This window comes from Rubripirellula obstinata, assembly GCF_001642955.1.
GTDB classification, from domain to species: domain Bacteria; phylum Planctomycetota; class Planctomycetia; order Pirellulales; family Pirellulaceae; genus Rubripirellula; species Rubripirellula obstinata.
In genome coordinates this window covers 37,528-63,058 of record NZ_LWSK01000022.1, presented here as the reverse complement: position 1 = coordinate 63,058, position 25,531 = coordinate 37,528, and the positions used below count along the sequence as shown (strand labels likewise).

Annotated in this window: 14 protein-coding genes; 11 read left to right on the top strand and 3 right to left on the bottom strand. The window is 54.4% G+C overall.

The features are described from left to right. Nucleotides 1–516: 516 nt before the first annotated feature. The 4 genes from RC85_RS08570 (at nucleotide 517) to RC85_RS08555 (ending at nucleotide 5,022) form a co-directional block, all read left to right on the top strand. Nucleotides 517–2,250, top strand: a complete 1,734-nt coding sequence (locus RC85_RS08570) for a hypothetical protein (protein WP_084422488.1) — start codon at nucleotides 517–519, stop codon at nucleotides 2,248–2,250. A gap of 92 nt (nucleotides 2,251–2,342) precedes the next feature. Continuing rightward, nucleotides 2,343–3,131, top strand: a complete 789-nt coding sequence (locus tag RC85_RS08565) for a PDZ domain-containing protein (protein WP_068261144.1) — start codon at nucleotides 2,343–2,345, stop codon at nucleotides 3,129–3,131. A gap of 138 nt (nucleotides 3,132–3,269) precedes the next feature. Further along, complete coding sequence (locus RC85_RS08560) at nucleotides 3,270–3,785, top strand: DUF6702 family protein (RefSeq protein WP_149752987.1); 516 nt, start codon at nucleotides 3,270–3,272, stop codon at nucleotides 3,783–3,785. Next, nucleotides 3,778–5,022, top strand: coding sequence for a competence/damage-inducible protein A (locus tag RC85_RS08555; RefSeq protein ID WP_068261137.1), 1,245 nt, complete (start codon nucleotides 3,778–3,780; stop codon nucleotides 5,020–5,022). Before RC85_RS08560 ends, RC85_RS08555 begins: the two co-directional genes overlap by 8 nt. Nucleotides 5,023–5,359: 337 nt before the next feature. Here the strand turns inward: RC85_RS08555 and RC85_RS08550 are convergent, their stop codons facing one another. Beyond that, nucleotides 5,360–6,289: a TIM barrel protein gene (locus tag RC85_RS08550; RefSeq protein ID WP_068261181.1), complete on the bottom strand. Its 930-nt coding sequence runs from the start codon at nucleotides 6,287–6,289 to the stop codon at nucleotides 5,360–5,362. Nucleotides 6,290–6,877: 588 nt separating this feature from the next. Between RC85_RS08550 and RC85_RS08545 the strand changes: the two genes are divergently transcribed. Beyond that, nucleotides 6,878–7,258 (top strand): STAS domain-containing protein, encoded by a 381-nt coding sequence (locus RC85_RS08545; RefSeq protein WP_068261136.1) that lies wholly within the window; start codon nucleotides 6,878–6,880, stop codon nucleotides 7,256–7,258. A gap of 133 nt (nucleotides 7,259–7,391) precedes the next feature. Here the strand turns inward: RC85_RS08545 and RC85_RS08540 are convergent, their stop codons facing one another. Next, entirely contained in the window at nucleotides 7,392–9,449 is a 2,058-nt protein-coding gene (locus RC85_RS08540) for a hypothetical protein (RefSeq protein ID WP_149752986.1), read from the bottom strand. Between the two features lie 227 nt (nucleotides 9,450–9,676). On the opposite strand from RC85_RS08540, the gene RC85_RS08535 reads away from it, so the two are divergent. The 4 genes from RC85_RS08535 (at nucleotide 9,677) to RC85_RS08520 (ending at nucleotide 17,836) form a co-directional block, all read left to right on the top strand. Further along, nucleotides 9,677–10,084, top strand: coding sequence for a BlaI/MecI/CopY family transcriptional regulator (locus tag RC85_RS08535; protein WP_068261178.1), 408 nt, complete (start codon nucleotides 9,677–9,679; stop codon nucleotides 10,082–10,084). Then, a complete protein-coding gene (locus RC85_RS08530; RefSeq protein WP_149752985.1) occupies nucleotides 10,038–11,258 on the top strand; it encodes a M56 family metallopeptidase in 1,221 nt (406 codons plus the stop codon). Before RC85_RS08535 ends, RC85_RS08530 begins: the two co-directional genes overlap by 47 nt. A 94-nt stretch (nucleotides 11,259–11,352) precedes the next feature. Continuing rightward, nucleotides 11,353–17,388: an alpha-2-macroglobulin family protein gene (locus RC85_RS08525; RefSeq protein WP_084422486.1), complete on the top strand. Its 6,036-nt coding sequence runs from the start codon at nucleotides 11,353–11,355 to the stop codon at nucleotides 17,386–17,388. Then, nucleotides 17,381–17,836, top strand: a complete 456-nt coding sequence (locus RC85_RS08520; protein WP_068261129.1) for a CinA family protein — start codon at nucleotides 17,381–17,383, stop codon at nucleotides 17,834–17,836. The genes RC85_RS08525 and RC85_RS08520 overlap by 8 nt, the downstream gene beginning before the upstream one ends. A 625-nt stretch (nucleotides 17,837–18,461) precedes the next feature. Here RC85_RS08520 and RC85_RS08515 read toward each other — a convergent pair. Further along, the gene (locus RC85_RS08515; RefSeq protein ID WP_068261128.1) at nucleotides 18,462–18,884 is read right to left on the bottom strand and encodes an endonuclease domain-containing protein; all 423 of its coding nucleotides are present in this window, start codon (nucleotides 18,882–18,884) and stop codon (nucleotides 18,462–18,464) included. 545 nt (nucleotides 18,885–19,429) lie between these two features. Here RC85_RS08515 and RC85_RS08510 point away from each other — a divergent pair. Next, the gene (locus RC85_RS08510; protein ID WP_162273191.1) at nucleotides 19,430–21,118 is read left to right on the top strand and encodes a BBP7 family outer membrane beta-barrel protein; all 1,689 of its coding nucleotides are present in this window, start codon (nucleotides 19,430–19,432) and stop codon (nucleotides 21,116–21,118) included. Between the two features lie 170 nt (nucleotides 21,119–21,288). Beyond that, nucleotides 21,289–25,518: a beta strand repeat-containing protein gene (locus RC85_RS08505; RefSeq protein WP_068261127.1), complete on the top strand. Its 4,230-nt coding sequence runs from the start codon at nucleotides 21,289–21,291 to the stop codon at nucleotides 25,516–25,518. The last annotated feature ends 13 nt before the right edge of the window (nucleotides 25,519–25,531 follow it).

Sequence of the window (25,531 nt, the reverse complement as noted above, 5' to 3'; positions counted from 1 at the left end):
CGGGACAAGCCCGCAACGGAGGCCTACGTGAGAGTACCCTTTCGAATAATATCTGCGGTTAGTAGTAGCTTCCAGTTGCCGCTCCGTCCGGGGCAAGCCCGGCGGAAGCACTCAACGTCGCGGTGAGAATGAAACCTGCGCAAACGAGAACTGATGCAATCCCAAAGATTTAGCGGTCCAGGCGATGCCCACGCGGTTAAACGGTTTCGGAATGCTTCACTGCGTCAGCCTGGCGAGTCCTGCTGCGACAGATGTTTTCGGACACGGAAGTTGCTTCAGGACAATTCTCAACTCTCCGTTAACAGAAGACGCTCGAGCTTTGCTGGCTCGGGTGCAAGTGCGTAATCGGCCCCTACAATCCGCAAATTTTCAAATAATGAGTTTTCGGAATTGCGCTTTTGCGTCAAGTTGTCCAACAAAACAGTTATTTACAACGCGCGAAGTAAGTTTGATTGGAACGATTTTTCTCCCCGGCCGCGACGGCCAATTCCCCCCGAAGCTTCTAGGATCGACTCAATGAAGAAGACTGTATTTTCATTCGCCATGTTGCTGACCGCCGTCTGTGCGGCTGGCCAAGCGAACGCACAATGCTGCGAAGCCCCTGCATCGGATTGTGGTTGCGGCTCTGCCGTTGCCAGCGATTTGGGCAGCGGCGACTGCGGACCAACCATGACGACAAAAACCATCATGGTTCCGCAACAAGTCACCGAAACGCAAATGGTCTCCGAGACCGTGATGCAACAACAAACCAAGACTCGCGAAGTTACCGTAATGAAGAGCGTGCCTCGTACTGAGACACGTACACGAACGGTCACCAAGAGCGTGCCTCGGCAAGAAACCAAGACGCAACAGTACACCGTCATGGTTCCTCAACAGCGAACCGAAGACTACACGGTCCAAGTTCCTGTGACGACGCAAGTCGCAGAATCCTACACGGTCCAAGTTCCTAAGACATCCACTGTCCAAGAGAACTACACCGTTCAGGTTCCTGTAACGACACAGGTTGAAGTTCCTTACACCGTTCAGGTTCCTTACACTGAAACCGCAACACGCGAGTATTCGGTCAACGTTCCTTACACGGAAATGCAAGAACAGTCATACTCGGTAAGCGTTCCTTACACCGAGAACATCGAGCAATCGTACTCGGTTTGCGTGCCTTACACCGAACAAGTCGCACAGACTTACACGGTTCAGGTTCCTTACACCGAAACGACTGAGCAGTCTTACAGCGTCAAGGTTCCTTACCAGGAAACCAAGACCGCAATGAAGACCGTTTGCCAACGCGTCCCAGTCACCAAGTATCGCACCGTGTCCAAGGACATGGGTAGCTATCAGTGCGTGACCGAAGAAGTTCCCGCCGCCAACAGTTGTGGCGGATGTGGATCGTGCGGATCATGCGGCGATGCTTGCGGATGCGGCGACGGATGTGGCGACGCTTGCGGCGGTGGCTGCACGCAAACCATCACCAAGAAGGTTTGGGTTCCCAACGTCGTTTGTGAGCAAGTTGCCTACACGACTTACACGACCGAGCAAGTTCAGCAGCCTTACACGTACACCGTGAACAAGTGCCGAACCGAAACTCGCACTCGTCCGGTCACCGTGACCAAGTACCGCAGCGAAACCAAGACTCGAATGGTTCCCGTCACAAAGACACGCAACGAAACTCGTACTCGTAGCGTTCCTGTGACTCGTACGCGTCAAGAAACTCGCACCCGTCAGGTTGCAATTCAGAAGTGCCGTCAGGAAACTCGTACTCAAGAGTACCAAGTGACCAAGACTCGTAGCGAACAACGTACTCGAACCGAGTCACGCACAAGCTACAGCACTGAAACTCGCACCCGCGATCGTCAAGTGACGACCATGGTTAGCGAAACCCGCACCCGTATGGTTCCTAAGACTTCGATGACGACCGAAACTCGTCAACGAACGGTCACCGACATGGTGCCTCAACAAAAGACTCGCTCCTACACCGTAACGGTCATGGATCAAGTCCAAGAAGAAGTTCCTTACTCGGTCACCGTGGTCGACCAAGTTCCAGAAACCAAGACGGAAACCTACACCGTTTGCGTTCCTGTTCAGGTTCAAAAGGAAGTTCAAGTTTGCAAGACCATCATGGTCCCACAAACGATTGAAGTTCCTGTCACCAGCGGTTGCGGATCAAGCGTATCGACAGGTTGCGGCGCTGCGTCGGCTCCTGCCAGCGGTTGCTCAAGCTGCGGTGGCGGATGTGACAGCGGATGCGGCTGCTAACGCAGCACTCTTCACGTTTTAACAATGACGCCAGCCTTTCGTTTTCGAGAGGCTGGCGTTTTCGATTGATCAGCTAACACGAGACGGTTTCTATGAATTCATCACACAGCTTTGCGGCAACACAGCAATTTTTAATTCTCATTACGGTATTTGCTGGAACATCAGTGGTTGCCGATGACGCCGACGCCCAAGGGATTTTCAGCCGAATCCGAGCACGACGTGCCGTGAACACACAACAGGTCAATCCAAGGCCCACAACCCCATCGGCGATTCCGCAAACCGCGCTGCCAGCGCAACCGAAACCCGTCATCGTTTCGGGAACAACCCCAACGCCAGCCACCGTCCCGAATCCTGCCAAACAAGGTGGCCGGTTGGGCGTTCGTATTCGCAACCTGCCCAACAACAGTGGTGTTTGGATCACTTACGTCGAACCCAACTCGCCCGCCGATCAGACCGGAATCCAGGTCGGCGATCGCATCATCTCAGTCAATGGTCAGGCGATACCGGACACGGCAAAATTGATCAATGAAACTTCATCTCGCCAGCCCGGCCAATCCATCAAGGTCACCTACATGCGAAATTCGGTCAGTAAAACTGTTCAGCCGACGCTTGTCGGTGGATCGATGGCCGAGGGGCCTTTGTCGCCTAGTCCTACGCCGGTTAGACCCCGCCTGCCTGAAAACAAAACCGTCGAACCGCAACTGGACGCACTGTCCGATGATCAGAAAAAGGACCAGCAGAAGGACTTCGCCAACACGCAAGCCACGGAACCTTCGCCAAGCCAAGCGTCAACCTCTGAGTCGTCTTCTGAATCGTCCATCGAACAAACGGAAAACTGGGACAACGAAGAAATCGATGTCATGGCGTTCGGTGACGAGTGATTGCTGAACGTCAAGGATTGACAGAACGCAGAACTTGACAGAAAGCAGAATAATATCCACCGAATGATGCAAGCGACAGCAGAATCTCTATGATTACCATCGACGAAGGTTTCTGTTTCTCAGTCGTTGGATCCCCCCATGCTCTCTCTGTCGCTAGCCAGCTTTATGCTGCATTGTCTATTAATGCATCCGGTTCATGAAACGATCTCGGAAGTGCAGTGGAACGAAAAGTCTTCTCGTGTCGAAGTCGCGATTCGCCTGGATGTGTTGGACGAACAATGGATTGTCCGACAGATGGCGAAAGAGAATTCTGAAAGCGATGCTGGCCGTTTGAAATACTTGAGTCGTCGATTCCGGGTCTCGCCACTTCCCAAGCCAGGCCAGGATGATCAGGCTGTTTACCGATGGGTTGGTCGCCAGGCCGAAGGGTCGCACGCTTGGTGGTTCTTCGAGATTACGCCGCCCGATCAGAAACGGCCGGATTGGCTGGAATTCAAACTGCTATTTGACCGCCACGGAAACTATCAACATCGAATCGTCTTTATCGACGAAGTTCCCAAACGGTCCGTTGATTTGAATCGCCAGAAATCCAGGGCGATGTTTCAGCCCGAAACCGCCACCAAGCAGAAATCGAAAGCAACCCAAGATGAGTGACCAGGTTCCCGCGTGTTTGACCGCCGAAGTGGTTTCAATCGGCGATGAAATGACCAGCGGAGCCAGGTTGGACACGAACGCCCAGTGGCTTAGCAGGCGGTTGGGTGAACTCGGTTTGCAAGTCAAGTTCCACAGCACGGTCGGCGACACGCTTGCCGACAACGTCGATGTCTTTCGCATCGCGGCATCCCGTGCCAACGTTGTGGTTTCGACAGGTGGTTTGGGGCCGACGCGAGACGACTTAACGCGAGAAGCTCTGGCCGCCGCCATCGACCGCCCACTGGTGCAATTCGATTCGGCACTGCAACACATCGAATCGATGTTTGCATCACGCGGCCGACAAATGCCCGCGCGCAATCACATGCAAGCAATGTTCCCGGAAGGAAGCCAAGAGATTTTTAATCCGCAGGGAACCGCACCCGGCGTGGATTTGAAATTCGATTCCGGTGGTCGAGTGTTTGCCCTGCCAGGTGTACCGGCTGAAATGAAACGGATGTTCGACGAAACGGTGAGTCCACGAATACTAAAAGATGCCACCGCAGTTGGATCAGCCGGCGGATCGCACATTCGCCACGACGTGATGAAGTTCTTTGGCACTGGCGAAAGTGATATGGAAGAACGTTTGGGCCAGATGATTGATCGCAAACGCAGTCCGCGCGTCGGAATCACGGTTAGCAAAGCAACCATTTCGCTTCGCATTACTGCGACGGGAAATTCTGAATCCGATTGTGCCGCACAGATCGCCGAAACTCGCGCCGAGATTTTAGAGCGTGTTTCTGAATTCTACTTTGGCGATGGTGAAACCTATGACCAACAACACGCCATCGACCAACAATTACGCATCGCCGGACAATCGCTATCGATCATCGAACTCGGCCGGGCGGCACCGCTAGGTGATTGGTTCGCCGCGATTGAACCGACGACGTCCTACCGAGGCGGACTATCGATGTCCGCAGCAACCGATTTGATGGCGATGCTAGAAACTGATTCGATCGAGGCATCCATGGCAACGATCGCAAAGAAGTTTGCTTCCGACTGGGTCATCCTAGTCGATGAATACCCGTCACTGGATCCATCAGCCGACCAACCGATCCCCGCCAGTGATGTATCGATCTTCGTCTACGATCCCGCAGGGAACCTGCACCAAAAAACGGTCAAGATCGGCGGCCACCCCAGCATCATCCAACCCCGAATCGCAAAAACAGCGATGCAGTTCTTGCGACAACAACTGCAGTAGTTGTAAGTGGCATAGGCTTCCAGCCTGTGAATGAATCAACGCAGGCTAGAAGTGGCCTGATGAAAATGTGTCGCTGTCAACTTGTCACGACCCTTGAAAGTAGGCCGTAGCGAGCCATAGCGAGTTACGGCGTTGCGCAAATTGCCGTAACTCGCTTTGGCTCGCTACGGCCTACATACTGGCGATCAGGGAAATGTGCCGTTGCCACAATGATTTACAGCGCTGCAGTTTGTGTTGATTCATTCACAGGCTAGTAGTCCATGCCACTATAAAAAAACGCCGCGTCGGAATGAACCGACGCGGCGTTTGAAAGTTTTATTGTGAACTGGTCTGCTGACTATTCAGCACTGATCGGTTCGTAGGGGGCGTCTTCTTCGATCGTGTCTTTCGGCAATGGCGCGACGGTTAGGCCGGCGGCAGTGAAGATTCCGTCGATTGCTTCTTGGCCAAGTTGAACGATGCTCTCACGAGTTTGGCCCTTGTAGCTGATTCCGGTGGCACCGGGGCTGACGGGACCGTCAAATCCGATCGATGCCAAGTGGGCGATCAACTTGGTGTGATCCAAGGCCCCTTCGGCAGTCGGGACAATGCGCTGCCATGATTCGGCCTTGGCGACATCGACGTCTTCGGGAACTGAGCACAAACGAACGGCGACAATTTGGTCGGCGGTCAATTCGCTCAGTTGATCCATCGCTCCTTCACCGACAATCCAATCCCAGGTGTCAACGTAAAAACCGGCTCCGTGACCGAGTCCCTTGACCAACGAGATGAAGCCTTCGACGTTTCGGATGAATGGGAATTCCTTGTCGCCTTCCAATTCCTTGCCAGCGGAGAAGCCAACGCCCAACTTGATGTCGCGCGAAGCCAATACTTCCGCGATCTGATTCAATCGCGATGTTTGCACTTCAAAGAATTCTTGGAAGGGCAAACGATTCGTTGCAGCGGGCAGCTTGATGTAAGCTCGCTCGGCACCTTGTTCTTTGGCGAAGTCGGCCAGCGGGTGCAGCGTGCCTACTTGGCTGGTGAAGGTGTCGTCATCGGAATCGAGGTCGATGTCTAAGGCAAAGCCACCAATCTTGATGTCAAAGGCTTTCTTGGCCGCGTCCAAGTACTTCGACGCGTCGCCGGTTTCGCTTCGCAAATTGCGGCGAAGCATTTCCGGCATATCGACGTCCATGCCTTTAAATCCATAGGTCAACGCCAATTCGATCAGTTCACTTTGGCGACCGTTGATGCCCAATGATTTGGGTGAAAAGTTTTTAATCATTCGAGAAATTTTCTGGTTTGAAATGTTTGGATAGAGAATTCTGCTGTTGTTGACGGCCGGATTCACGCACTGGGCACCGCTTGACCCCCGCGAATCGACCTTTTCTCTGGCGGTTGTGCCTTGGATGGTCGTGTTTTGAAGAGCCGAGAGTATCGCAGAAGATGGGGCACAGGGCCAAGGGGTTTGTTTTGCTGCCAGGGCAACGCACTTTTTAATTTGGGTTGGACACTGAAATTTTAACTCGCATAGGCTGCGAACAAATGAGCAATCCCAAAACTTGTACTTCAACTTTTTCTTAAACTTCAACTATCACGGGGAAAGTTTAGGTTCAGGTTTAAGTTGAAGTTTAAGTTTAGGTTTAAGTTTAGGTTTAAGTTTAAGAATGAGGTAAATTCACAGCCTAGGAGCGTTAACAGGGGATTTGTGATATTCCTTGCTTACGCTGCGGGTTGCGAAAAATCCCCAGCCTCAAAAGGTGAGTTGCACTGGTTTTGCTGCTAGATGGCGGATAACCACGAGCGGAAACCATTCAGGAAATAACGTCAAACAGTTATCCGCTTAGTTTTCGTTCTTCCCAAACTGCCAGCCATGATCGACTACATCTCGTACACGCACGCTTACCATCCCGACGTCTTGGTTGTTGAGGTGAGCGGGAAGCTTGATTCAATCACGTCGCAGTATTTGCTCGATTGCATTGAAGGCTTCATTGGAGACGAAGCTGAAAAGATCGTGCTAGATTGTGGTGACGTGGACCAAATCAACAGCATGGGATTGGCGGTGTTGGTGCGAGCCAACAGCCGACTAAAGAAAATCGGCGGCACCATGGCGATCGCTTCTGCGGCCGGAACGGTGGCCGAGATTTTGCACATCGTCCACTTCGATCGTCTGTTTGGACTCTACCCAAACGTTGATGAAGCTGCCGCGGCCATCACGAAAGACTGGTCACATCTAGTCACGTCCTTTGATTGAACCAACAGCTAAGGTCATCTATGCCTGAGATAGAAAACCTCTACTTCCTGCTGACTTCGGTTTAGCCGAATCACCCTGCTTTGCGTCCAGAAACTTGCAGCAGCAAAGCAGGTGGCAAGGTTTATCGTCGTGTTTATCGTCGGGCGATTTCCTGTGACAATTTTTCTAATTGGCGGGCGACATAGCGAGGCAACAACAACAGCATTCGGTCGCTGACCGGGTCGTAGGCCGATTGGTACACGGCGTCTGGGTCGGCGGACATGATTTCGTCAAGCTGGCGGACGTAGGCTTCGCGGCCTTTGCCCAGCCGATCCGAATGCACCAACACCGGCAAGCGATCGTAGGTCGCGTTGCTGCCGACCCACCAGTGTTTTGCGTCGACGCGGCGGACTTCCATCGACAACGGATCCAGCACGCTGGACAACATTTTTGCCGCGCTGATCTTGTCGGCACGCGGCATCACTAACCGCGTTGGCCGCATGCCGCGTCGATTGGCGTCGTACCAATTGACCAAACAAACCGCATCATTGATCGATGAAATTTTTCGCAGCATCGCCGCGGTCGTGATCGGCGTATCAGGCTGTGTTCCCGGTTTCAGTTCAGCGGGATCGACGTCGCCAATCGGTTGCCAGTCAATCAAACGATCATCACTGATTTGCATCCATCGGCCGGCGCGATCATCAGGTAGACGCGGTTGAATCGATCGCATTCGACGCAGCATCTCGGTTGCCAAAACTTTCAACTGAGCACGCTCACGTGCCTGCATCACGCCCTCGCCGGCGATCGACTCTGCACCTTCAAGTTCTTCGTTTAGTTTGCCCAACGCTTCCTCGACGCCCACTGCTTCGGGCGCAACATTTTCCGGCACTGGATTCTCTGGACCAATGAATTCGTTGACGACCTGTTCAGCAGACTTTGCCCGGTCGCCAAAGTCAGCCAGATCTAACATGCCGGTTTCCGCTTTCGCGAAAGCTTTGTCAGTCAGCGTCATCACGATCACGAACTCTTTTTCGCGGATCTCTGCATCGACTTGCTCGGCGATCGTGTCGAGCCACTGACGACAAGTCTGCGCATTGCCAACGACCTTGATCGGTTTTGCAACGTCGATGCCAGCGATATCGAACGAGGTCCAATCGATTTGAATCGGAACGCCCGTCATTTCGCTGATCAGCAACAGCAACGATGGCAAGGGATAACCTTTGCTGTTGAAGTAGACCTTGAATCCAAGGTCTCGTTTTAGATCAATTGGCTTGGGCGGTTCGATTCCCAGCGTGTTGGAATCTTCCTCGGCCGCGGCGTCGATTTCAATTTCGTTAATCGTTGGTGGCGCGGCCAAAGACGTTTCCTGAGCCGGCCCTTCGTTCAACGTCATCGGCATGAATTGCTGCAAGCCCGCCGGTAACTCCTTCATCGTCGGCGCGTCTTGATCAGTTTCCGGTTCTTGATCGCCACTAGAAGTTTCGATGGGTGACTTCGGGATCAAAGACGAAGGGATGACCGTTTGCGGCACATCGATGGGATCTGCGACCTCGGTCGTCTCCACGCTGGATTCAGCGAAAGGATCAGGTACCGGTTCGATCGGATCGGTTTGCTCCGGCGGTTCTAAATCCGTCGGAGTGACGTCTTGTTCAGAATCAAGTGTTGTGGCTTCGCCGGGTGCCTGAGTTAATGGATCGATCTGCGTTAACGGATCTGTTTCCATTTCAGTGGCTTCAGCGACGGCAACCGGCTTGGATTGCATCCGCATGAACCATCCGAACGTCAACACGGTGACGCTAAGCGTCGAAATCGCGATCGTCGCAATCATGGCGATGTGACGTGTACGTTTGGTCTTGTCGCTTTGCCAGTTTTCGTTGTCTTGCCAAGTCGGCGGTGGCCCGGCGATCGTTGTGTCGTCGGAATCATCCAGGTTGGGGATCGGCGGAGCGTCTGCAAAGCCGGTTTTGAATTCGCCAGTGGCAGACTCAGTGGACGCATCCGAAACGCCGGGGAACTCAGTGGAAATTCCGTCTTCTGTGATCGCTTCGCTGTCCACCGGGACGTTGCCCAGTTTGACTTGAGGCGGCTTTTCAATTTTCACCATCGACCCGCATTTGGGGCAGGCCGCGATCGTGCCCAGCAATGCTTCGCTGGAAACCCGCAAGCGACTTCCGCACGTCAGGCACTGAGCGGCGAAGGGTTCAAAAGACAAGTTCAACTCGCAGGAAGCAGGAATAGCGTGTCACGAAAGAAATCGCGTGCCGATTGCATGACGACCTCTACCAGCTCACAATGATGTTTCAAGTTACTGTTTTTTCAATTGTAGGCGGTCCAGGTTTTGACGGATGCCCCAGTTTTTCTAGCACTTCAGTTTCTCTGGCAATCCAGACGCTGAATTTGATCGTTTTTGAGTCAATCATCACAAAGGATGCACAGCCAATGGCCCGCAAGGCCCAAGACGTCACCGATGCCGAACTCGCGATCTTGGAACAACTTTGGTCGTCGGGCCCCACCAGCGTCAAAGTGCTTGCGACCGAATTGTACGGCGACGCCGGTGCATCGACGACGGCGACGGTCCAAAAATTGTTGGGCCGTTTGGAAAGGAAACAATGTGTCGCTCGTGACCCAAGCGTTTGGCCAAGACTTTTTCGTGCCGCAATCGATCGATCCGAGTTAATCCAACGGCGTTTGCAAAATACCGCTGACGAATTGTGCGAAGGCTCACTCGCGCCGCTGTTGACTCACTTGGTTCGTCGATCTGGACTTTCGCGAGGCGATCGATCAAAGCTGAAATCAATGCTTGAAGATTTGGATGGCGATCAGCCCGATTCAAAAGGCGGGCAATAACATGATGCTGCCGGCAATGATGCAAGAGCTTTCGCTTGGCTTCGATTCAGTCGATCTTTTTAATTGGCTGCTCGGCGGCACGCTTGGTGCCACCCTGATTGCGGTCATCGCAATCATCGTTGGCCGCTACTGCGATCGACCTGCGATCGCTCATCGGCTGTGGTTGTTGGCTTTGATTCGGATCATGCTGCCGCCCATGTTCGCGTTTCCGCTTACCGTCTGGGCTCCGTCATCCTTGCGCTCGCTACCGGACGCGGCACTGTCGAATTCGGGACTGCAAAATTTGAATCTTGACTGGGGCGCATGTTTGATTGCGGTTTGGTGTTTGGGCAGCCTGATGATGTTGGTTTGGGTCTGCCGAAGTGCATCACGAATGCGTCGCTTGATCGAATACCGAGGACGGTTTGACTTAAGCGCCACCAAGGTTCTGCATCAGAGCGTTGCCGATCCGCTTGAGACCTCGCTGCCGAAAAACTTTCCGGAAGTGTGGCTGGTGGACGCGTTTGTATCGCCGATGCTGTACTGCGATACCGCGTTTGGTTTTTCGCGAAGCTGCAGACTTTCGGACAAACCGATCATCGTTTTCCCACGCACGCTGTGGAATCAGATGGATCGTCAATCGCGAGTGGTGTTGCTGAAACACGAATTGGCGCACTGGTCACGTCGCGATCAGTGGGTTCGCTGGATCGAGGTGATCGCGATGGTGTTTTTGTGGTGGCATCCGTTGGTGTGGATCGCACGTCGGCAAATCGAATCTTGTGAGGAACGATGCTGTGACGCAGCCGCCACAACGGGGCAACCCGAACAACGTCGTGTCTATGCCGAGGCAATTCTGCAGACATTGGATTTTCTCTGTGAACCGTTTGAACCCAACCGCAGCGAAGTGCAAGCGCGGCCGCTGGGTAGCGGCTTGAGTAGTTTGCCGATCGTCGAACATCGGCTGTACAAGATCATGCGACCAATTGGCTTGGCTGGTCAAAACGTGTTGAAGTCCGCAGCGATCGGGACGTGTTGTATCGCTGCAATGATCGTTGCCTTGACGCCTGTTTCGCCCGCGATTTCGATTCAGATTGCACCCGCGGCATCGGCCAAAGTCACCGCAGATCGTCCGCTGGGTGTAAAGTCGAATGTTGAAATGGAAATTTTGAGACGAAAGGGTGACACAGCTCGGTGAACACCTGAAAAGGTTCCTAATAAACTCTGCCCAGCAACGTTTACCTTATTCTCCCTTCCCTCTCATCTGCTCTCTTGTCGAATAAGTGTGAACCATGGTTGTCAAAAAGAAATTGTTTTTGGTGGGATTGCTGATGCTGTCAACGCTCAGCATGGTTGCACTGTGGGCCGCCGGTCCGCCGATTCCAATGGATCCTTCTTGGAAAAAGGTTCGTGCTGCGATGGACAAAGGCTTACCTAAAACAGCGATTAAAGAACTGACGCCGCTGATCGACAAAGCTCTGGCCGAAAAGAACTACGACCAAGCCGTCCGCGGGATCACGACTCGAGTCGTCTTGGAAGCCAATATCCAGGGCAATCAGCCGTCGGAAAAGGTGACTCGGATGCAATCCGAGATCGCTAAGTCACCCGACGAAATCAAGCCCGTACTGGAAGCGGTTTTGGCCCATTGGTATTGGCATTATTTCCAGCAGAACCGGTGGCGTTTCGCCGGACGCACCCAAGTCGATTCACCCGATGCCGATGACAAGGATTTTACAACCTGGGATTTGCAACGCATCCTTGGCGAGATCGACAAACGGTTTGCCGCCGCCTTGGCCGCTGCCCCGCAGCTAAAACAGATCGCTGCTTCGGACTACGACGAGTTCTTGGACAAAGGCACCGTTGGCGACGCATACCGACCAACGCTGTATGACGTCATCGCCGAATCCGCGATCCAGTTTTACGCCGCGGGCGAGCAAGCGGGATCGCTCGCACAAGACGCATTCGTTATGTCCGCCGATTCCCCCATCTTTGATTCCACCAAACAGTTCCTGGCATGGACACCAGATTCCAGTGACGAATCATCCGTCACGCTAAAAGCAATCGCGTTGTACCAAGACCTGCTGCGGTTTCACCAAGACGGCGACAACACAACGGCTCTTTTGGACTGGGATTTGGCACGCCTTCGTTTTGGATTCAACAAAGCAGTCGGCGAAGAAAAAGACGACCGCTACAAAGAATCATTGAAACGCTTTTCAAAACAGCACGCGGACCGCCCGATCAGCGCACGTGCGATCCATCGCCTAGCCGAACAGCTTTCCGCCGATGGCGATCCTGCTGGGGCTCACAAAATTGCCAGCGAAGGGTTGGTTCGATTTCCCGACAGTGTTGGCGGACGCCGTTGTCACAACTTGATCCAAACAATCGAACAAGTTTCCATCGGCGTTCACACCGAACGCGTTTGGGCCAAGCCGATGCCTTCGATCGACGTTTCCTACAAGAACATTGACAAGATTCACTTTCGGTTGATCTCGCTGGACTACGATCGTTTTTTGAAATCACGAAAGTACCAACCAACGCAGTTGGTCCAAAACGAAGTCGGCGAGCTATTGCAGCAAACCCCAGTTCAAGCTTGGTCGGTCGATCTGCCGCCAACGGATGACTTTCAACAACGAACCGAACAAACGAAGATCCCTGCTGAAGTAACCAACAACATTCCTTTCGGCTCCTATTTGTTGCTAACGAGCGAGCAAGAAGACTTTCGCGAGAAATCCAATAACATTTCGATCACCGAAGTTTGGCGAAGCGACCTTGCCCTGGTCACGCGTCGCCATTCCGACGGCAGCCAAATTGATGGTTTTGTTACGGACGCTGATTCGGGTCAGCCGATTCGCGGCGCAAAAGTCGAGGTATGGCGACGTCAAAACCAAGGGTTCTTCAAGCTGACTGAAACACTGCCAACAAACGTTCAGGGATTTTTCAAGCTTCCCGAAAACCAATCGCAACAAGTTCGATTCCTGGTCAAACGTGGCAAAGACTCACTCGGATCGGCCAATCCGGTTTACCAGGGACAAAGGCCGAATCGCACCGCACAAAATCATGCTCGAACGCTGTTCTTCACCGATCGTGCGATCTATCGGCCTGGGCAAACGATCCAGTTCAAGGGAATTTGTTATTGGTCAGACACCGAAACCAATGATTACCGAACCTTGCCCGGCAAAAACTTGACGGTGGTGTTTACCGACGCCAACGGCCAAGAGATTGAAAAGCGAAGCGTTCGCACCAATGACTACGGCAGTTTCGCCGCCAGCGTGACAGCGCCAAAAGATCGCTTGATGGGCCAGATGAATCTGCGAATTGATTCAGGCCCACAGGGTGGCACTTCGATTCGCGTCGAAGAGTACAAGCGGCCCAAGTTTCGCGTCGAAATTGAATCGCCAAAGGATCCGGCCAAGTTGAGTGACGAGGTGACCGTGACAGGAAAAGCGACTGCCTACACCGGAGTTCCCATTGATGGTGCCAAGGTGTCTTACCGAGTCGTTCGTTCAGTGCGTTACGCACCGTGGTGGTACTGGCGTTGTTGGTGGATGCCAGTCTCGCCGGGCCCGGATCAAGAGATCGCCATCGGAACCACCACAACGGATTCACTGGGGCAGTTCGATGTCAAGTTTACGGCAAAACCGGACGAATCAGTTAGCAAGGAATCCGAGCCAACGTTCACCTACCGCATCTACGCCGATGTGATTGACGCGACCGGGGAAACTCGCAGCGACGACACAAGCTTGTCACTGCGTTATTCCGCAATTTCGGCGACTTTTGCGGTTGATAATTTCCTGACCACGGAAACCCCTGTGCAGATGTCGGTCAACGTCAGCGGGCTGTTCGGCGACGAATCCAAAGCAACCGGTACAGTCAAGGTCTATCGATTAAAGCAACCCGACACGGTGGCACGTTCACCGATCGCAGGTCATCGTTTTCATCGCCGATCGTCCCATTCGCAGCCCGGAAAGCCTGATCCGGCAAACCCTAGTTCGTGGGAATTAGGCGAGATGGTTGCGGAGTTGCCTTACGAAACGACACCCTCGGGCAAAGCGACACTGGAAACTGAGTTAGATGCCGGTTTGTATCGCGGTGTGCTGGATGCCGATGATGGCAACGGCAACCGTGCAACTGCCTATGTTCAAATTCAAGTGATTGATTCGGACGCAAAGAAGTTCGGCATCAAGGTTCCCTTTGTTTTGACGCATGCGTCTGGCAGCACTCAGCCCGGTGAAACCTTCCGAGCGATCTGGGGCAGCGGCTACGACCAGGTGCGAGTTTACATCGAAGTCGTCCATCGCGATGAAGTGCTGCAAGCGTTCTGGACGGACGGGAAACAGACCCAGGGTGTCATCGAGGTGCCGATTGACGAATCGATGCGAGGTGGCGTGACGCTGCGCACGACCATGGTTCGCGAGAACCGAATCTATCAACGGAACCATTTGATAGATGTCCCATGGACCAACAAACAACTTGACATCAAGTGGGAACGGTTTGTGTCCAAACTGCAGCCCGGTGCCAAGGAAACCTGGACGGCGATCATCAATTCCGGCGGCGACGATCCCGATGCGGCGATCGCCGAAATGGTCGCAACGCTTTACGACGCGTCGCTCGATGCATTCGTCCCTCACTCGTTTGGAAACCTCAGCAATCTGTTTCGGCGGAATTCCAACAACGTCTATTCCACGTTCGAGAACCAGTCGCAGGCGCTACAAACCGTTCGCAGCTATCAACCCTATGACCGGAAGAATGAAACATTGACCTACTGGCATTTCCCAAGCGAGCTGACTCGAAACGTTTGGTGGTACGGCAGATCACGCATGCGTCGCGGCGGCGTGATGCCGATGGCGGCCGCGTCGATGGACACGGGGTATGCGGTACAGTCCAAAGCAGCATTTGCAGATGACTTTGCCGTTGAAGCAGAATCAATGATGATGGCAGATGCGGATGCCAGCGGAGGACTCGTTGAAAAATTTCGCGGAGGTGGTGCCAGCGACAAGCAGAAGCCTAGTCCTGATTTGGACAACGTGGCCGCTCGGAAAAATCTGAATGAGACTGCGTTCTTCTTCCCGCAATTGGTATCTGACAAAGACGGAACGGTTCGCATTTCATTCACCATGCCCGAAGCACTGACGCAGTGGAACTTCATCGGCCTGGCTCACGACAAGCAATTGCGAAACGGCATGATTACCGGATCCACGGTGACGGCCAAAGATTTAATGGTTCAACCCAATCCGCCGCGGTTTGTTCGCGAAGGCGACGAGATCGAATTCACTGTGAAAGTCAGCAACCAATCGCCGACCCTGCAAACGGGATCGGTGCGTTTGACGTTTGCGGACGCCCGCACCGGTGACTCGGTCGATAGCGACTTGGGCAACACTGAAACCGATTTGCCGTTTTCGATTCCGGCTGGCGAATCCAAATCGCTGTCGTGGCGGATCACGGTTGCCGACGGGTTGGGCTTCCTGACTTACAAGGCCGTTGGATCAACGGGCAAGCTGTCCGATGGGGAAGAAGGTTTCTTGCCGGTGCTGTCCAAACGCGTGATGGTGACCGAGTCATTGCCGTTGCCGATTCGCGGCAAGCAAACCAAAGATTTCCAGTTCAAAAAATTGTTGGCATCAATCGATTCGGATTCGATCGATCATCAATCGTTGACCGTGCAAATGGTTTCCAATCCGTCGTGGTACGCGGTCATGTCGCTGCCGTATTTGATGGAATACCCGCATCAGTGCAGCGAGCAGACGTTCAATCGTTTTTACGCGAACGCGTTGGCGCGGCATATCGCTAGCAGCGATCCTAAGATCGAACAGGTCTTCGCGCAGTGGCGTGCGACACCGGCGCTAGATAGTCCGCTGGAGAAGAACGAAGACCTCAAATCGGTCATGATTCAAGAATCGCCGTGGTTGGTTCAGGCCAAAGCGGAAAGCCAGGCTCGTCGCGACGTCGGAATTCTGTTCGAGCAGAATCGACTCGATAGCGAAATGCAGCGAGCGTTTACCAAGCTGTCGCAAATGCAGTCCGATGACGGTTCGTGGCCGTGGTTTGACGGCGGACCAAGCAATGCGTATCTAACGCTGTACATCACCACCGGATTTGGACGGCTTCGGCACTTGGGCGCAGATGCCGATATCGAACCTGCGATGAAAGCACTCGGGTTCTTGGATGCTTGGGCCAACAAGATGTATCGCAAGATCGAGCCCGCTAATCGAGACAAGAATCATCTTAGCAGCACGATCGCATTGTATCTGTATGGACGCAGCTTCTTTGCCAAGGACATTCCAGTCGCTGACGAGAATCGTGAAGCGTTCCAGTACTGGTTGGATCAAGCAGAAACACACTGGTTGGACTTAAATGTTCGTCAATCACAGGCTCAGCTTGCGGTCGCATTGAAACGGTTTGGAAAACAGAGCAAGGCCGCGGCGATCATGGCTTCGATCAAAGAACGCAGCGTTACGGACGAAGAACTGGGAATGTTCTGGCGAGAACTGGAAGCGTCTTGGTGGTGGTACCGTGCTCCCATTGAAACGCAGGCGATGATGATCGAGGCGTTTGATGAAGTGGTCGGTGATCAACAGGCTGTCGAAGACTGCAAGGTTTGGCTGCTGAAACAAAAACAGACGCAAGCATGGCCGACGACCAAGTCAACCGCCGACGCAGTCTATTCGTTATTGCTCCGCGGTTCGGATCTGCTGGCGTCCGATGCACTGGTTGCGGTTTCGCTGGATGGTAAGGAGATCGAACCTGAAAACGTCGAAGCTGGAACCGGTTTTTATCAGCAACGTTTCGTTGGCGAATCCGTCAAACCAGCGATGGGCGATGTGACCGTTACAAAAGTCGACGACGGTGTTGCCTGGGGCAGCCTTCATTGGCAGTACTTGGAAGACTTGTCCAAGGTCACGCCACACGATGGCACACCGCTAAAATTGACCAAGCAGTTGTACGTCAAGAAAAACACGCAAGCTGGTCCTAAATTGATGCGAGTGGACGGGCCAGTGCAGGTCGGTGATGAATTGGTCGTGCGAATCGTGCTGCGAACCGATCGCGACATGGAATTTGTTCACCTAAAAGATCATCGCGGCAGTGGAACCGAACCGGTCAATGTATTGTCTCGGTACAAGCGACAAGATGGGCTGCGCTATTACGAATCGACTCGCGACACCGCCAGCCATTTCTTCATCGATTACTTGCCCAAAGGTAACTACGTGTTCGAGTATTCCACTCGCGTTCAATTGAAAGGCGAATACCAAACCGGTTTTGCCAATGTCCAATGCATGTACGCGCCGGAATTCGACGCACACAGCGAAAGCTTGCCGATCGTTTGTGAGTAAGACGCTGCAAATCGCATTGGTCATCAGCGGCGGCGGGACCGGCGTCATCGGGACGTGTTTGCGCCGCCCCGGCGCGTCGCAAAAATTCGTGGAAGCCGTCGTCCCGTATTCGCGTCGCTCGATGACGGATTACTTGGGTCAAGAACCGCTGGGCCCAAGTGCGTCCATCGAAACGGCGCAACAAATGGCGCAGCGAGCCTTCAAGCGAGCTGCCAAACTTTCTGACTGGCCGGATTCCGACCCCGTGGGCGTCGCGATGACATGCGCGTTGCCAACCGTTCCACCACGAAACCAAGTCCACCAAATCCACGTCGCAATTCACGGCAGCGACGTGATGAAGCAATGGACAAGAATCCTGGGATCAGAGATCGCGACTCGCGACGAGGCGGAATTTGCCGCAGAACAAATGATGCTGGAAGCGTTAGCGTTTCTGGGTGTGAGATATTAGATCAAACGCGGCCGCGTAATTGATCGTAAGCCCTCTCCCTCGCTTTGGCTCGACCTCTCCCAAAGGGAGAAGTGCAGGCTTAAAACCTCCACCGCGCAGCGGGGGAGGTCGGACGTTTGGGCGGCCGGGAGGGGGCCAGCGCACTTGATCGTAAGCCCTCTCCCTCGCTTAGGCTCGACCTCTCCCAAAGGGAGAAGTGCAGGCTTAAAACCTCCACCGCGCAGCGGGGGAGGTCGGACGTTTGGGCGGCCGGGAGGGGGCCGGCGCGCCTGATCGTAAGCCCTCTCCCTCGCTTAGGCTCGACCTCTCCCAAAGGGAGAAGTGCAGGCTTAAAACCTCCACCGCGCAGCGGGGGAGGTCGGACGTTTCAGCGGCCGGGAGGGGGCCGGCGCACCTAATCGTAAACCCTCTCCCTCGCTTAGGCTCGACCTCTCCCAAAGGGAGAAGTGCAGGCTTAAAACCTCCACCGCGCAGCGGGGGAGGTCGGACGTTTCAGCGGCCGGGAGGGGGCCGGCGCACCTGATCGTAAACCCTCTCCCTCGCTTAGGCTCGACCTCTCCCGCGGGCCGGGAGAGGTGAAACGCTGTCGTGACCAAACTACATGAGCTTGGCTTGGTTGAGGAAGTTAACGTTTGTCTCTGTCTTTTTTGGCGATCTGGCGATCCAGAACACTTGAAGTTCCAGCTTGACGTTTTTGGAAACTGTAGACTCGACCGAGATACCTAGCGATTGCGGTCGCAACAGATTCTACGTCGCTACGAACATCTTCGTTAGTGAAACGCTTGATCCGCCAACCCCGATCAATTAAGAATCTTTCACGAGCTTGGTCCTTGTCGTACACGTTGTCGTGATAGCCACCATCGATTTCAACGGCAAGCTTCTCCGCGAGACAAGCGAAGTCGATAATGTAGGGCGGTTCAGGATGTTGGCGTCGGAACTTGAGGCGACAAACTTGCTTCGCCCGCAACACGCTCCACAACAGTGATTCAGCTTCAGTTTGTCTTCGGCGCAAATCGCGTGCATCCGAAATAGGGTGTCGCTTATCCACGACTTTCTCCTGTCACGCGAATGATGAAAACAGAAAGATCACCTCCACCGCGAAAGTGATCCTCGTTCAGTTTAGAACCTCCACCGCGCAGCGGGGGAGGTCGGACGTTTCAGCGGCCGGGAGGGGGCCAGCGTGCCTGATCGTAACCCCTCTCCCACGCTTTGGCTTGAGCTCTCTCGCGCAAGCGGGAGAAGTGATTAGGCGTGAAACTGTGCAAAACGATACCTGAAATACTGAACGGACTGCTTGTGGGAGAGTTCGATCCGGAAGACCAGAGTCGGCGCAGCCTTGGTAAACCCTGACGATTACGCCGACCCTGACGAATTTTCCGATTTTTCCGGATTTGATTCGATGTTGGCGACATTCTTGGCCGATACCACTGATGAGCCGGTCGATCTTTGCCGAAGCAGATTCGATTTTTGATCGCTGGTTCGCGTTACCCCCCACGTGTGCGACGAAATTTCTTCGTTCACTTCCCAGCTTTATCATGGGTGAAGCCAGTGCTTACCTTCCGCTGTCAAACTAACATTTTCCTTACCGTTGCGGTGTTATTCGCCGCTTCGACGTCTGCGGCTGATCCGCGTTACGGGAACACATCCCGACGCGACAACAGCAACGCTGATCGCAATGTTCGGTCAACCGAACGGGTCGCTAGGGCCAGTTGGCAACCTAGTCGCCGCGACGACGCTGGCGATAATAACGCCGACGAATCACAGCTTGAAGAAACGACTGTGAAACTGGTCGGCTATGAAGACGAAACACGCGATCGTGCTCGCCAGGCCAAAACTCGCCGGGCCAATCAACAACGCGTTCGGCAAGTCGCTGCCAACAACGCACCGTTGCCACCGGCCAGTTCGATCATCGACCCGCCAGTCCAACACGGACATTTGGACGGACAGATTCCGATGGGATACGGAAGCGGTACACCAATCCACGGCCTGCCCAGCTATGACAGCGACGTTGTCTACGGCGACGGTTCTTGCGATTCAATGGGCTGCGGTGGTGGCTGCGACAGCGGTTGCGACTCGATGTCGTGCGGCGGTTGCGGAACATCTGGCTGCAGCATGTGTGGCGAACTGGCAAGCCCCAACGCCTGGCGTCCATGCCTAACCTTGTGCGTTCCACAAGACGGTTGGGTCAGCTTTGAATACTTAACTTGGTGGCAAGACGGAATGGATTTGCCACCCTTGGTCACCAGCAGTGTGGGCCCCAACGTACCGGCAACCCAAGCTGGTGTCTTAGGCCAAGCCACCACGCGAATTCTGTTCGGCGGCGACGATGTGCTAACCGACAACTTTGACGGCGGACGATTACGATTCGGTGTCTGGTTAGACAAATGCCACACTTGGGGATTGGGTGCAGAGTACTTCAACATCGGCAGCGAAAGCGAAGGCATTTCACGAACCAGCACGGGAAACCCGACCTTATCGCGTCCCTTCTTTAACACTGAAACCAACCAAGAAGACGCACAAATCGTTGCCTTCCCTGGCATTTTGACCGGAACCGTCCGAGCGACGGCGACTAGCGAGTTGACCGGTGCCGGGGTTCATCTGCGACACCTCCGCAATTGCTGCGAAGGATGCAGCAGCGGGTTGTTCTGCGGATGTGCAGGTCACTTTTGCAGCCGCACCGAAGCCATCTTTGGTTATCGCGGTTTGCAACTGAAAGAAAGCGTCACGATCCATGAAGACTTGGTCAGCAACGACCCTAGCAACCCTGGTTCGTTTGACATCATGGACCGATTCGAGACACGCAACCAGTTCAACGGTTTTGACATTGGATGGTTGAATCGACGGACTCGCGGATTCTGGTCGCTTGACACCAGCCTTCGCTTGGCGATCGGTAACAACAAGCAAACTGTTCGCGTCAACGGCAGCACTGAAATCACTGATCCATCAGCCACACCTAGCGTGCAAACGTTCGAGGGCGGATTGCTGACTCAGAATCCTGGCAACATTGGTGTCTTTGAAAGAAACGAATTCGCAGTCGTGCCAGAAATCGGTGCCACGTTGGGTTACCAGCTCACGGATCATCTGCGAGCAACGCTTGGCTACACGTTCATCTACTGGTCCAACATGGTTCGCCCGGGCGACCACATTGACCGCGACGTCAATCCAAACCTGATTCCACCGCAAGTTCCACCGATCGCCGGTGCAGCCCGACCTGGATTTGAATTCGACACGACCGACTACTGGGTCCAAGGATTGAGTTTTGGTGGCGAGTATCGCTGGTAACGGCTATCTCGCTGGTAACTATCAAGACGACTGGTCCGAATGGCCGATGAGTAAAAAGAGTGCGTTGAATCGGAATTTATCGAACCGCATCACGTCAGTTTCACGAGCACACATGTTCGGCTAATTGGCACCCCCACTAAAAGAGAACACCCCGTCACGGGACAGCTACGATGTTGCACCAACTATTCAGCCGCTTCAACCGATCCACCAAGCGATCCACTCGCACCGCCAAAAAGCGTGCTCTGCGATTGGAGTCGATGGAAAAACGCGAATTGATGGCGTCGGACCTCGGTGTGATCGCCGGTACCACCTTCGTCGATCAAGGCAACGATGGTTTCGACGTTTCGGATCCGCCAGTCTTGGTTGACAACAACGGCGACTTGGTGGCACCGGGTACCGCGGGTGCAACCGGTGTTCAGATCCAGTTGTTCGAGGACACCAACAACGACGGCCAGTTCGATGGCAATGACGCATTGGTCGGAACGCTGGTCAGCGGGACCGATGGAAGTTATCGCTTCGATCGACTTTCACCAGGCGACTATTTCGTCCAGCAAGCCACCGTACCGCAACTGCAAACACCGACCGAAACGCTGGTTACGGTAACCAATGACGCCGGTTTGCGAACGGAGTTGATCGACGATTACACCGATGGAACTCAAAACGTTACCGCGACGGCTGGCATCACTGTCGATGATTCGGCCACTGGTTTGGCCGATGTGGTTGGTGGCGGACGAGACGTTCAATCCACCAACACAGCAGCCACCGGCCAGGTCACCCTGTTCGTCGATAGTGCGGCGGGCAGCGTGTCGATTGGTTCGCTCGGTGACGGTGTCGGCACAGCCCTGATTCAGTACGACGGTGAAGACAATTCGATCGCATTGGATGCCGACGGGTTGGGCGGCGTTTCGCTCGGTGGCGGTGCCGCAGGCGATGCACTCGACCTCGATGCTGGTCTAATCGTGCGAACCCGCGCCGAAACCGCTGGTGATACGTTGGTCATCACCGTTCGCGATATGAACGGCGGAACCTCGACTGCAAACGTCGCCGTCCCACAAGACGCAGCTAACTTTATCGAGACCTTTGTTCGATTCAGCACGTTCTCAAATGGTGCGGACTTCAACAACGTTGGGTCGATCGAGGCTTCAATCGGCTTGTCTGCCAACAATGACGTCTTTGTGAACATCGTCGAAGCGATTACACCAGAGATCGTGACAACGAACCTAGCCAACATTCAAACCCTGTCACTCGGGGGCGAAGTCTTCATTGACAACGCTGCTGGTTTCCAAAACGACGGCTTGCGTCAGGGCAGCGAATCAGGGCAGACCGCGGTCACGGTCAACTTGTACCAATTGGCCGGTCCAAATGACGTGGTTGATCCCGCCAACGACACACCGATCGCATCGACCACCACCGGGCCAAACGGTGCTTATTCGTTCGATAACTTGATTCCCGGTCACTACGCGACCGTCATCCCAGCAAGTAACTTTGCCACCGGTGCAACTCTGTTCGGTTTCGCAAACAGCACCGGTAACGATCCTGCACCCGACCCCGACAACAATGCCGACGGTGATGACAGCGGCAGCGTGACCGCGGGTGGTGATGTGATCAGCGGAACGATCACGTTGGAATCCAACCTGGAACCGACCGACGACGGTGACACCGATCCCAACACGAATACAACGTTGGACTTTGGGTTCTTCCCGCAGATTGACCTGCGAATCACCAAGACTCTTAACGAAGCCGCATCCGATTCGTTTGGTGGCGGAACCGCTGTCTTCGATATCGTGGTCGAAAACCTTGGACCGCTTAACGCGACCAACGTGGAAGTCGTTGACGCATTCCCAGCCGGCTTGACCTTCACTGGGATCAGTAACTCTTCGGGAACGTTCACGCAAAGCACGCTCGGAAACACCACCACGATTGATGTGGGTACCGTTGTTGTGGGCGTCGCTGAGACGTTTACGTTGACGACCGCCATCGGTGCAAATCAGACCGCTGACCTGACCAACACGGCAACCGTCGCCACCGACGATCAAGTCGAAACAGATTTGACCAACAACACTGACGACGCTTTGTTGGACATCATCACGACTGATTTGCGAATCAGCAAAACTGACGTCACTGACCCGGTCAATGCTGGTGAACAAATCACCTACCAAATCACGGTCGTCAATGATGGGCCAGATGACGCCAGCGGCGTTGTTGTTCGCGACATGCTTCCAGCGGGCGTCACGTTTGTCAGTGGCGATGTTGGCGGAGCAGCGAACTTGGTCACCGTCGATGGCGGAACCGGCGACATTCTTGGAACGATTGGACCGCTAGCCAACGGCGCGACCGCAATCGTTACCGTGGTGGTGGATGTTGCGACCAACGCGACCAGCCCGTTGACCAACAACGCATCGGTTTCAGCCGATCCGAACACCGACCCGGATCTGACCAATAACACGACCGACGAAGACACTTCGATTCTGCGTCAAGTTGATGTCGGCATCACCAAGAATGTGCAAGGCACACCGATCGCCGGCGGGACTCTCACCTACGAAATCATTGTCACCAACAATGGTCCTGGTGAAGCACGCGACGTGTCAATCGTTGATACCCTGGACGCTAACTTGACGCTTGTTACCGGCAGCTTGGACGCCGGAACAACGGGTGTCACGCTCAGCCAATCGGGTCAGCAGTTGACGTTCGATGCTGGGACTTTGGATTTCCAAGAAACCAAAACTTTCACTTTCGACGTCACGCTCGCCAGCTCAGCCACGGGAACCATTCCCAATGTTGCGACCGTATCGACAACCGATACTGACACCAACGCCGCCAACGACACTGACAACGAAGACGTCACGGTTGGACGATCGATTGACTTGATCTTGGAAAAGACAGTCGATCTTGTGACGGCTGTTCCTGGACAAGACCAACTGGTTTACACCATCACCGTCTCGCACGATACCGACAGCGTCAGCGACGCGGTTGACGTCGTCGTTACGGACGTGCTGCCAGCTAACGCAATCGGAGCGGTCATCAGTGCGGCGACGGCGGATGGCCAAAACTTTGATACCGCAACCAACACAGCAACGGTCAATTTCGATTCTCTGCCGATTGGCGAGACCCGAACGTTTACCATCACGGTTGACATTCCCGAAGCTGCGACCGGTACAATTGTGAATCCCGCATCGGTCACATCAACTGGCGTTGAACTGGACACGACCAACAACGACGACACCGCAACCACGACGCTGACACCTGTGTTTGACGTGGTTGTGACGAAGGCTGTCGATAACGCTTCGCCGGTCATCGGCGGGACAGTGGTTTACACCGTCGGCTTGTCCAACGAAGGCCCAAGCACCGCTACCGGCGTCGTCTTGTCTGATGTTGTGCCAACTGGATTGACCTTTGTCAGTGGAACATTGGAAGGAAACGCAGGTGTGCTAACTGGCAACACCGTCGCCTTCCCCGGCATCACGCTGGATGATGGTGAAGCGGTCAACGCGACGCTGACCTTCACGGTTGACGCTACTGCATCTGGAACCATCACCAACACTGCCAGCGTCCCTGACTTGTCAGCAGCCGGTGAAGACGATGTGACCAACAACTCAGACGATGTCGATATCACGGTCACGCCACAAGCAGACGTGACGATTGCAAAATCGGTTTCGGCATCCGCGGCTCAGGCCGGCCAAACGTTGACCTACACGATCAACGTCACCAACAACGGGCCATCGCCCGCCAGTGCCGTCACCGTGACCGACACCCTGCCAGCCGGCGTGACATTCGTCAGCGGCACCGGGCCGAATGGAGCACTGACCGCGACGGGACAAGTCGTGACCGTCAACGGCGGCGACCTTGCCGACCAAGGCAGTTTCAGCTTTACGATCCAGGCGACCGTCAACGCTGGTGCGACCGGTAATCAAACCAACACCGCGACCGTGTCCACAACGACCCAAGAAACCAACGCGGGCAACAACTCTGCGACGGCGGCAACCACCATCGATCCTGTTACTGGATCCTTGGCAGGCACGGTCTACGTGGACGCCAACAACAACGGCGTGCAAGACGCAGGCGAAGCTGGCATCGAAGGAGTCACCCTGACGCTAACCGGCACCGATTCGATCGGCAACACGATTGATCGAACGGCGACCACCAACGCGGCGGGCGATTACTTGTTCGCTCAGTTGGCCGCTGGAACGTACAGTCTGACTCAGACGCAACCAGCAGGTTTCCGTGACGGGCAAGAAGACGCCGGAACCGGGGCAACCGCCAACGTCGGAAACGACGTCTTTTCAAATCTCGTTTTGGATCCAGCAGCAACGGCCACGGAGTTTGACTTCGGCGAGCTTGACGCACCGCTGTCGAAACGACGCTTCCTAGCATCCGCAAGATCAGTGACTGAGACGACCTAAAGATCGTCGGAAG

Excerpts from the sequence above, each read along its gene's own strand:
- RC85_RS08505 (WP_068261127.1), top strand. The coding sequence starts at position 21,289 with ATGTTGCACCAACTATTCAGCCGCTTCAACCGATCCACCAAGCGATCC.
- RC85_RS08570 (WP_084422488.1), top strand. The coding sequence starts at position 517 with ATGAAGAAGACTGTATTTTCATTCGCCATGTTGCTGACCGCCGTCTGT.
- RC85_RS08525 (WP_084422486.1), top strand. The coding sequence starts at position 11,353 with ATGGTTGTCAAAAAGAAATTGTTTTTGGTGGGATTGCTGATGCTGTCA.
- RC85_RS08535 (WP_068261178.1), top strand. The coding sequence starts at position 9,677 with ATGGCCCGCAAGGCCCAAGACGTCACCGATGCCGAACTCGCGATCTTG.
- RC85_RS08560 (WP_149752987.1), top strand. The coding sequence starts at position 3,270 with ATGCTCTCTCTGTCGCTAGCCAGCTTTATGCTGCATTGTCTATTAATG.
- RC85_RS08555 (WP_068261137.1), top strand. The coding sequence starts at position 3,778 with ATGAGTGACCAGGTTCCCGCGTGTTTGACCGCCGAAGTGGTTTCAATC.
- RC85_RS08565 (WP_068261144.1), top strand. The coding sequence starts at position 2,343 with ATGAATTCATCACACAGCTTTGCGGCAACACAGCAATTTTTAATTCTC.
- RC85_RS08550 (WP_068261181.1), bottom strand. The coding sequence starts at position 6,289 with ATGATTAAAAACTTTTCACCCAAATCATTGGGCATCAACGGTCGCCAA.
- RC85_RS08545 (WP_068261136.1), top strand. The coding sequence starts at position 6,878 with ATGATCGACTACATCTCGTACACGCACGCTTACCATCCCGACGTCTTG.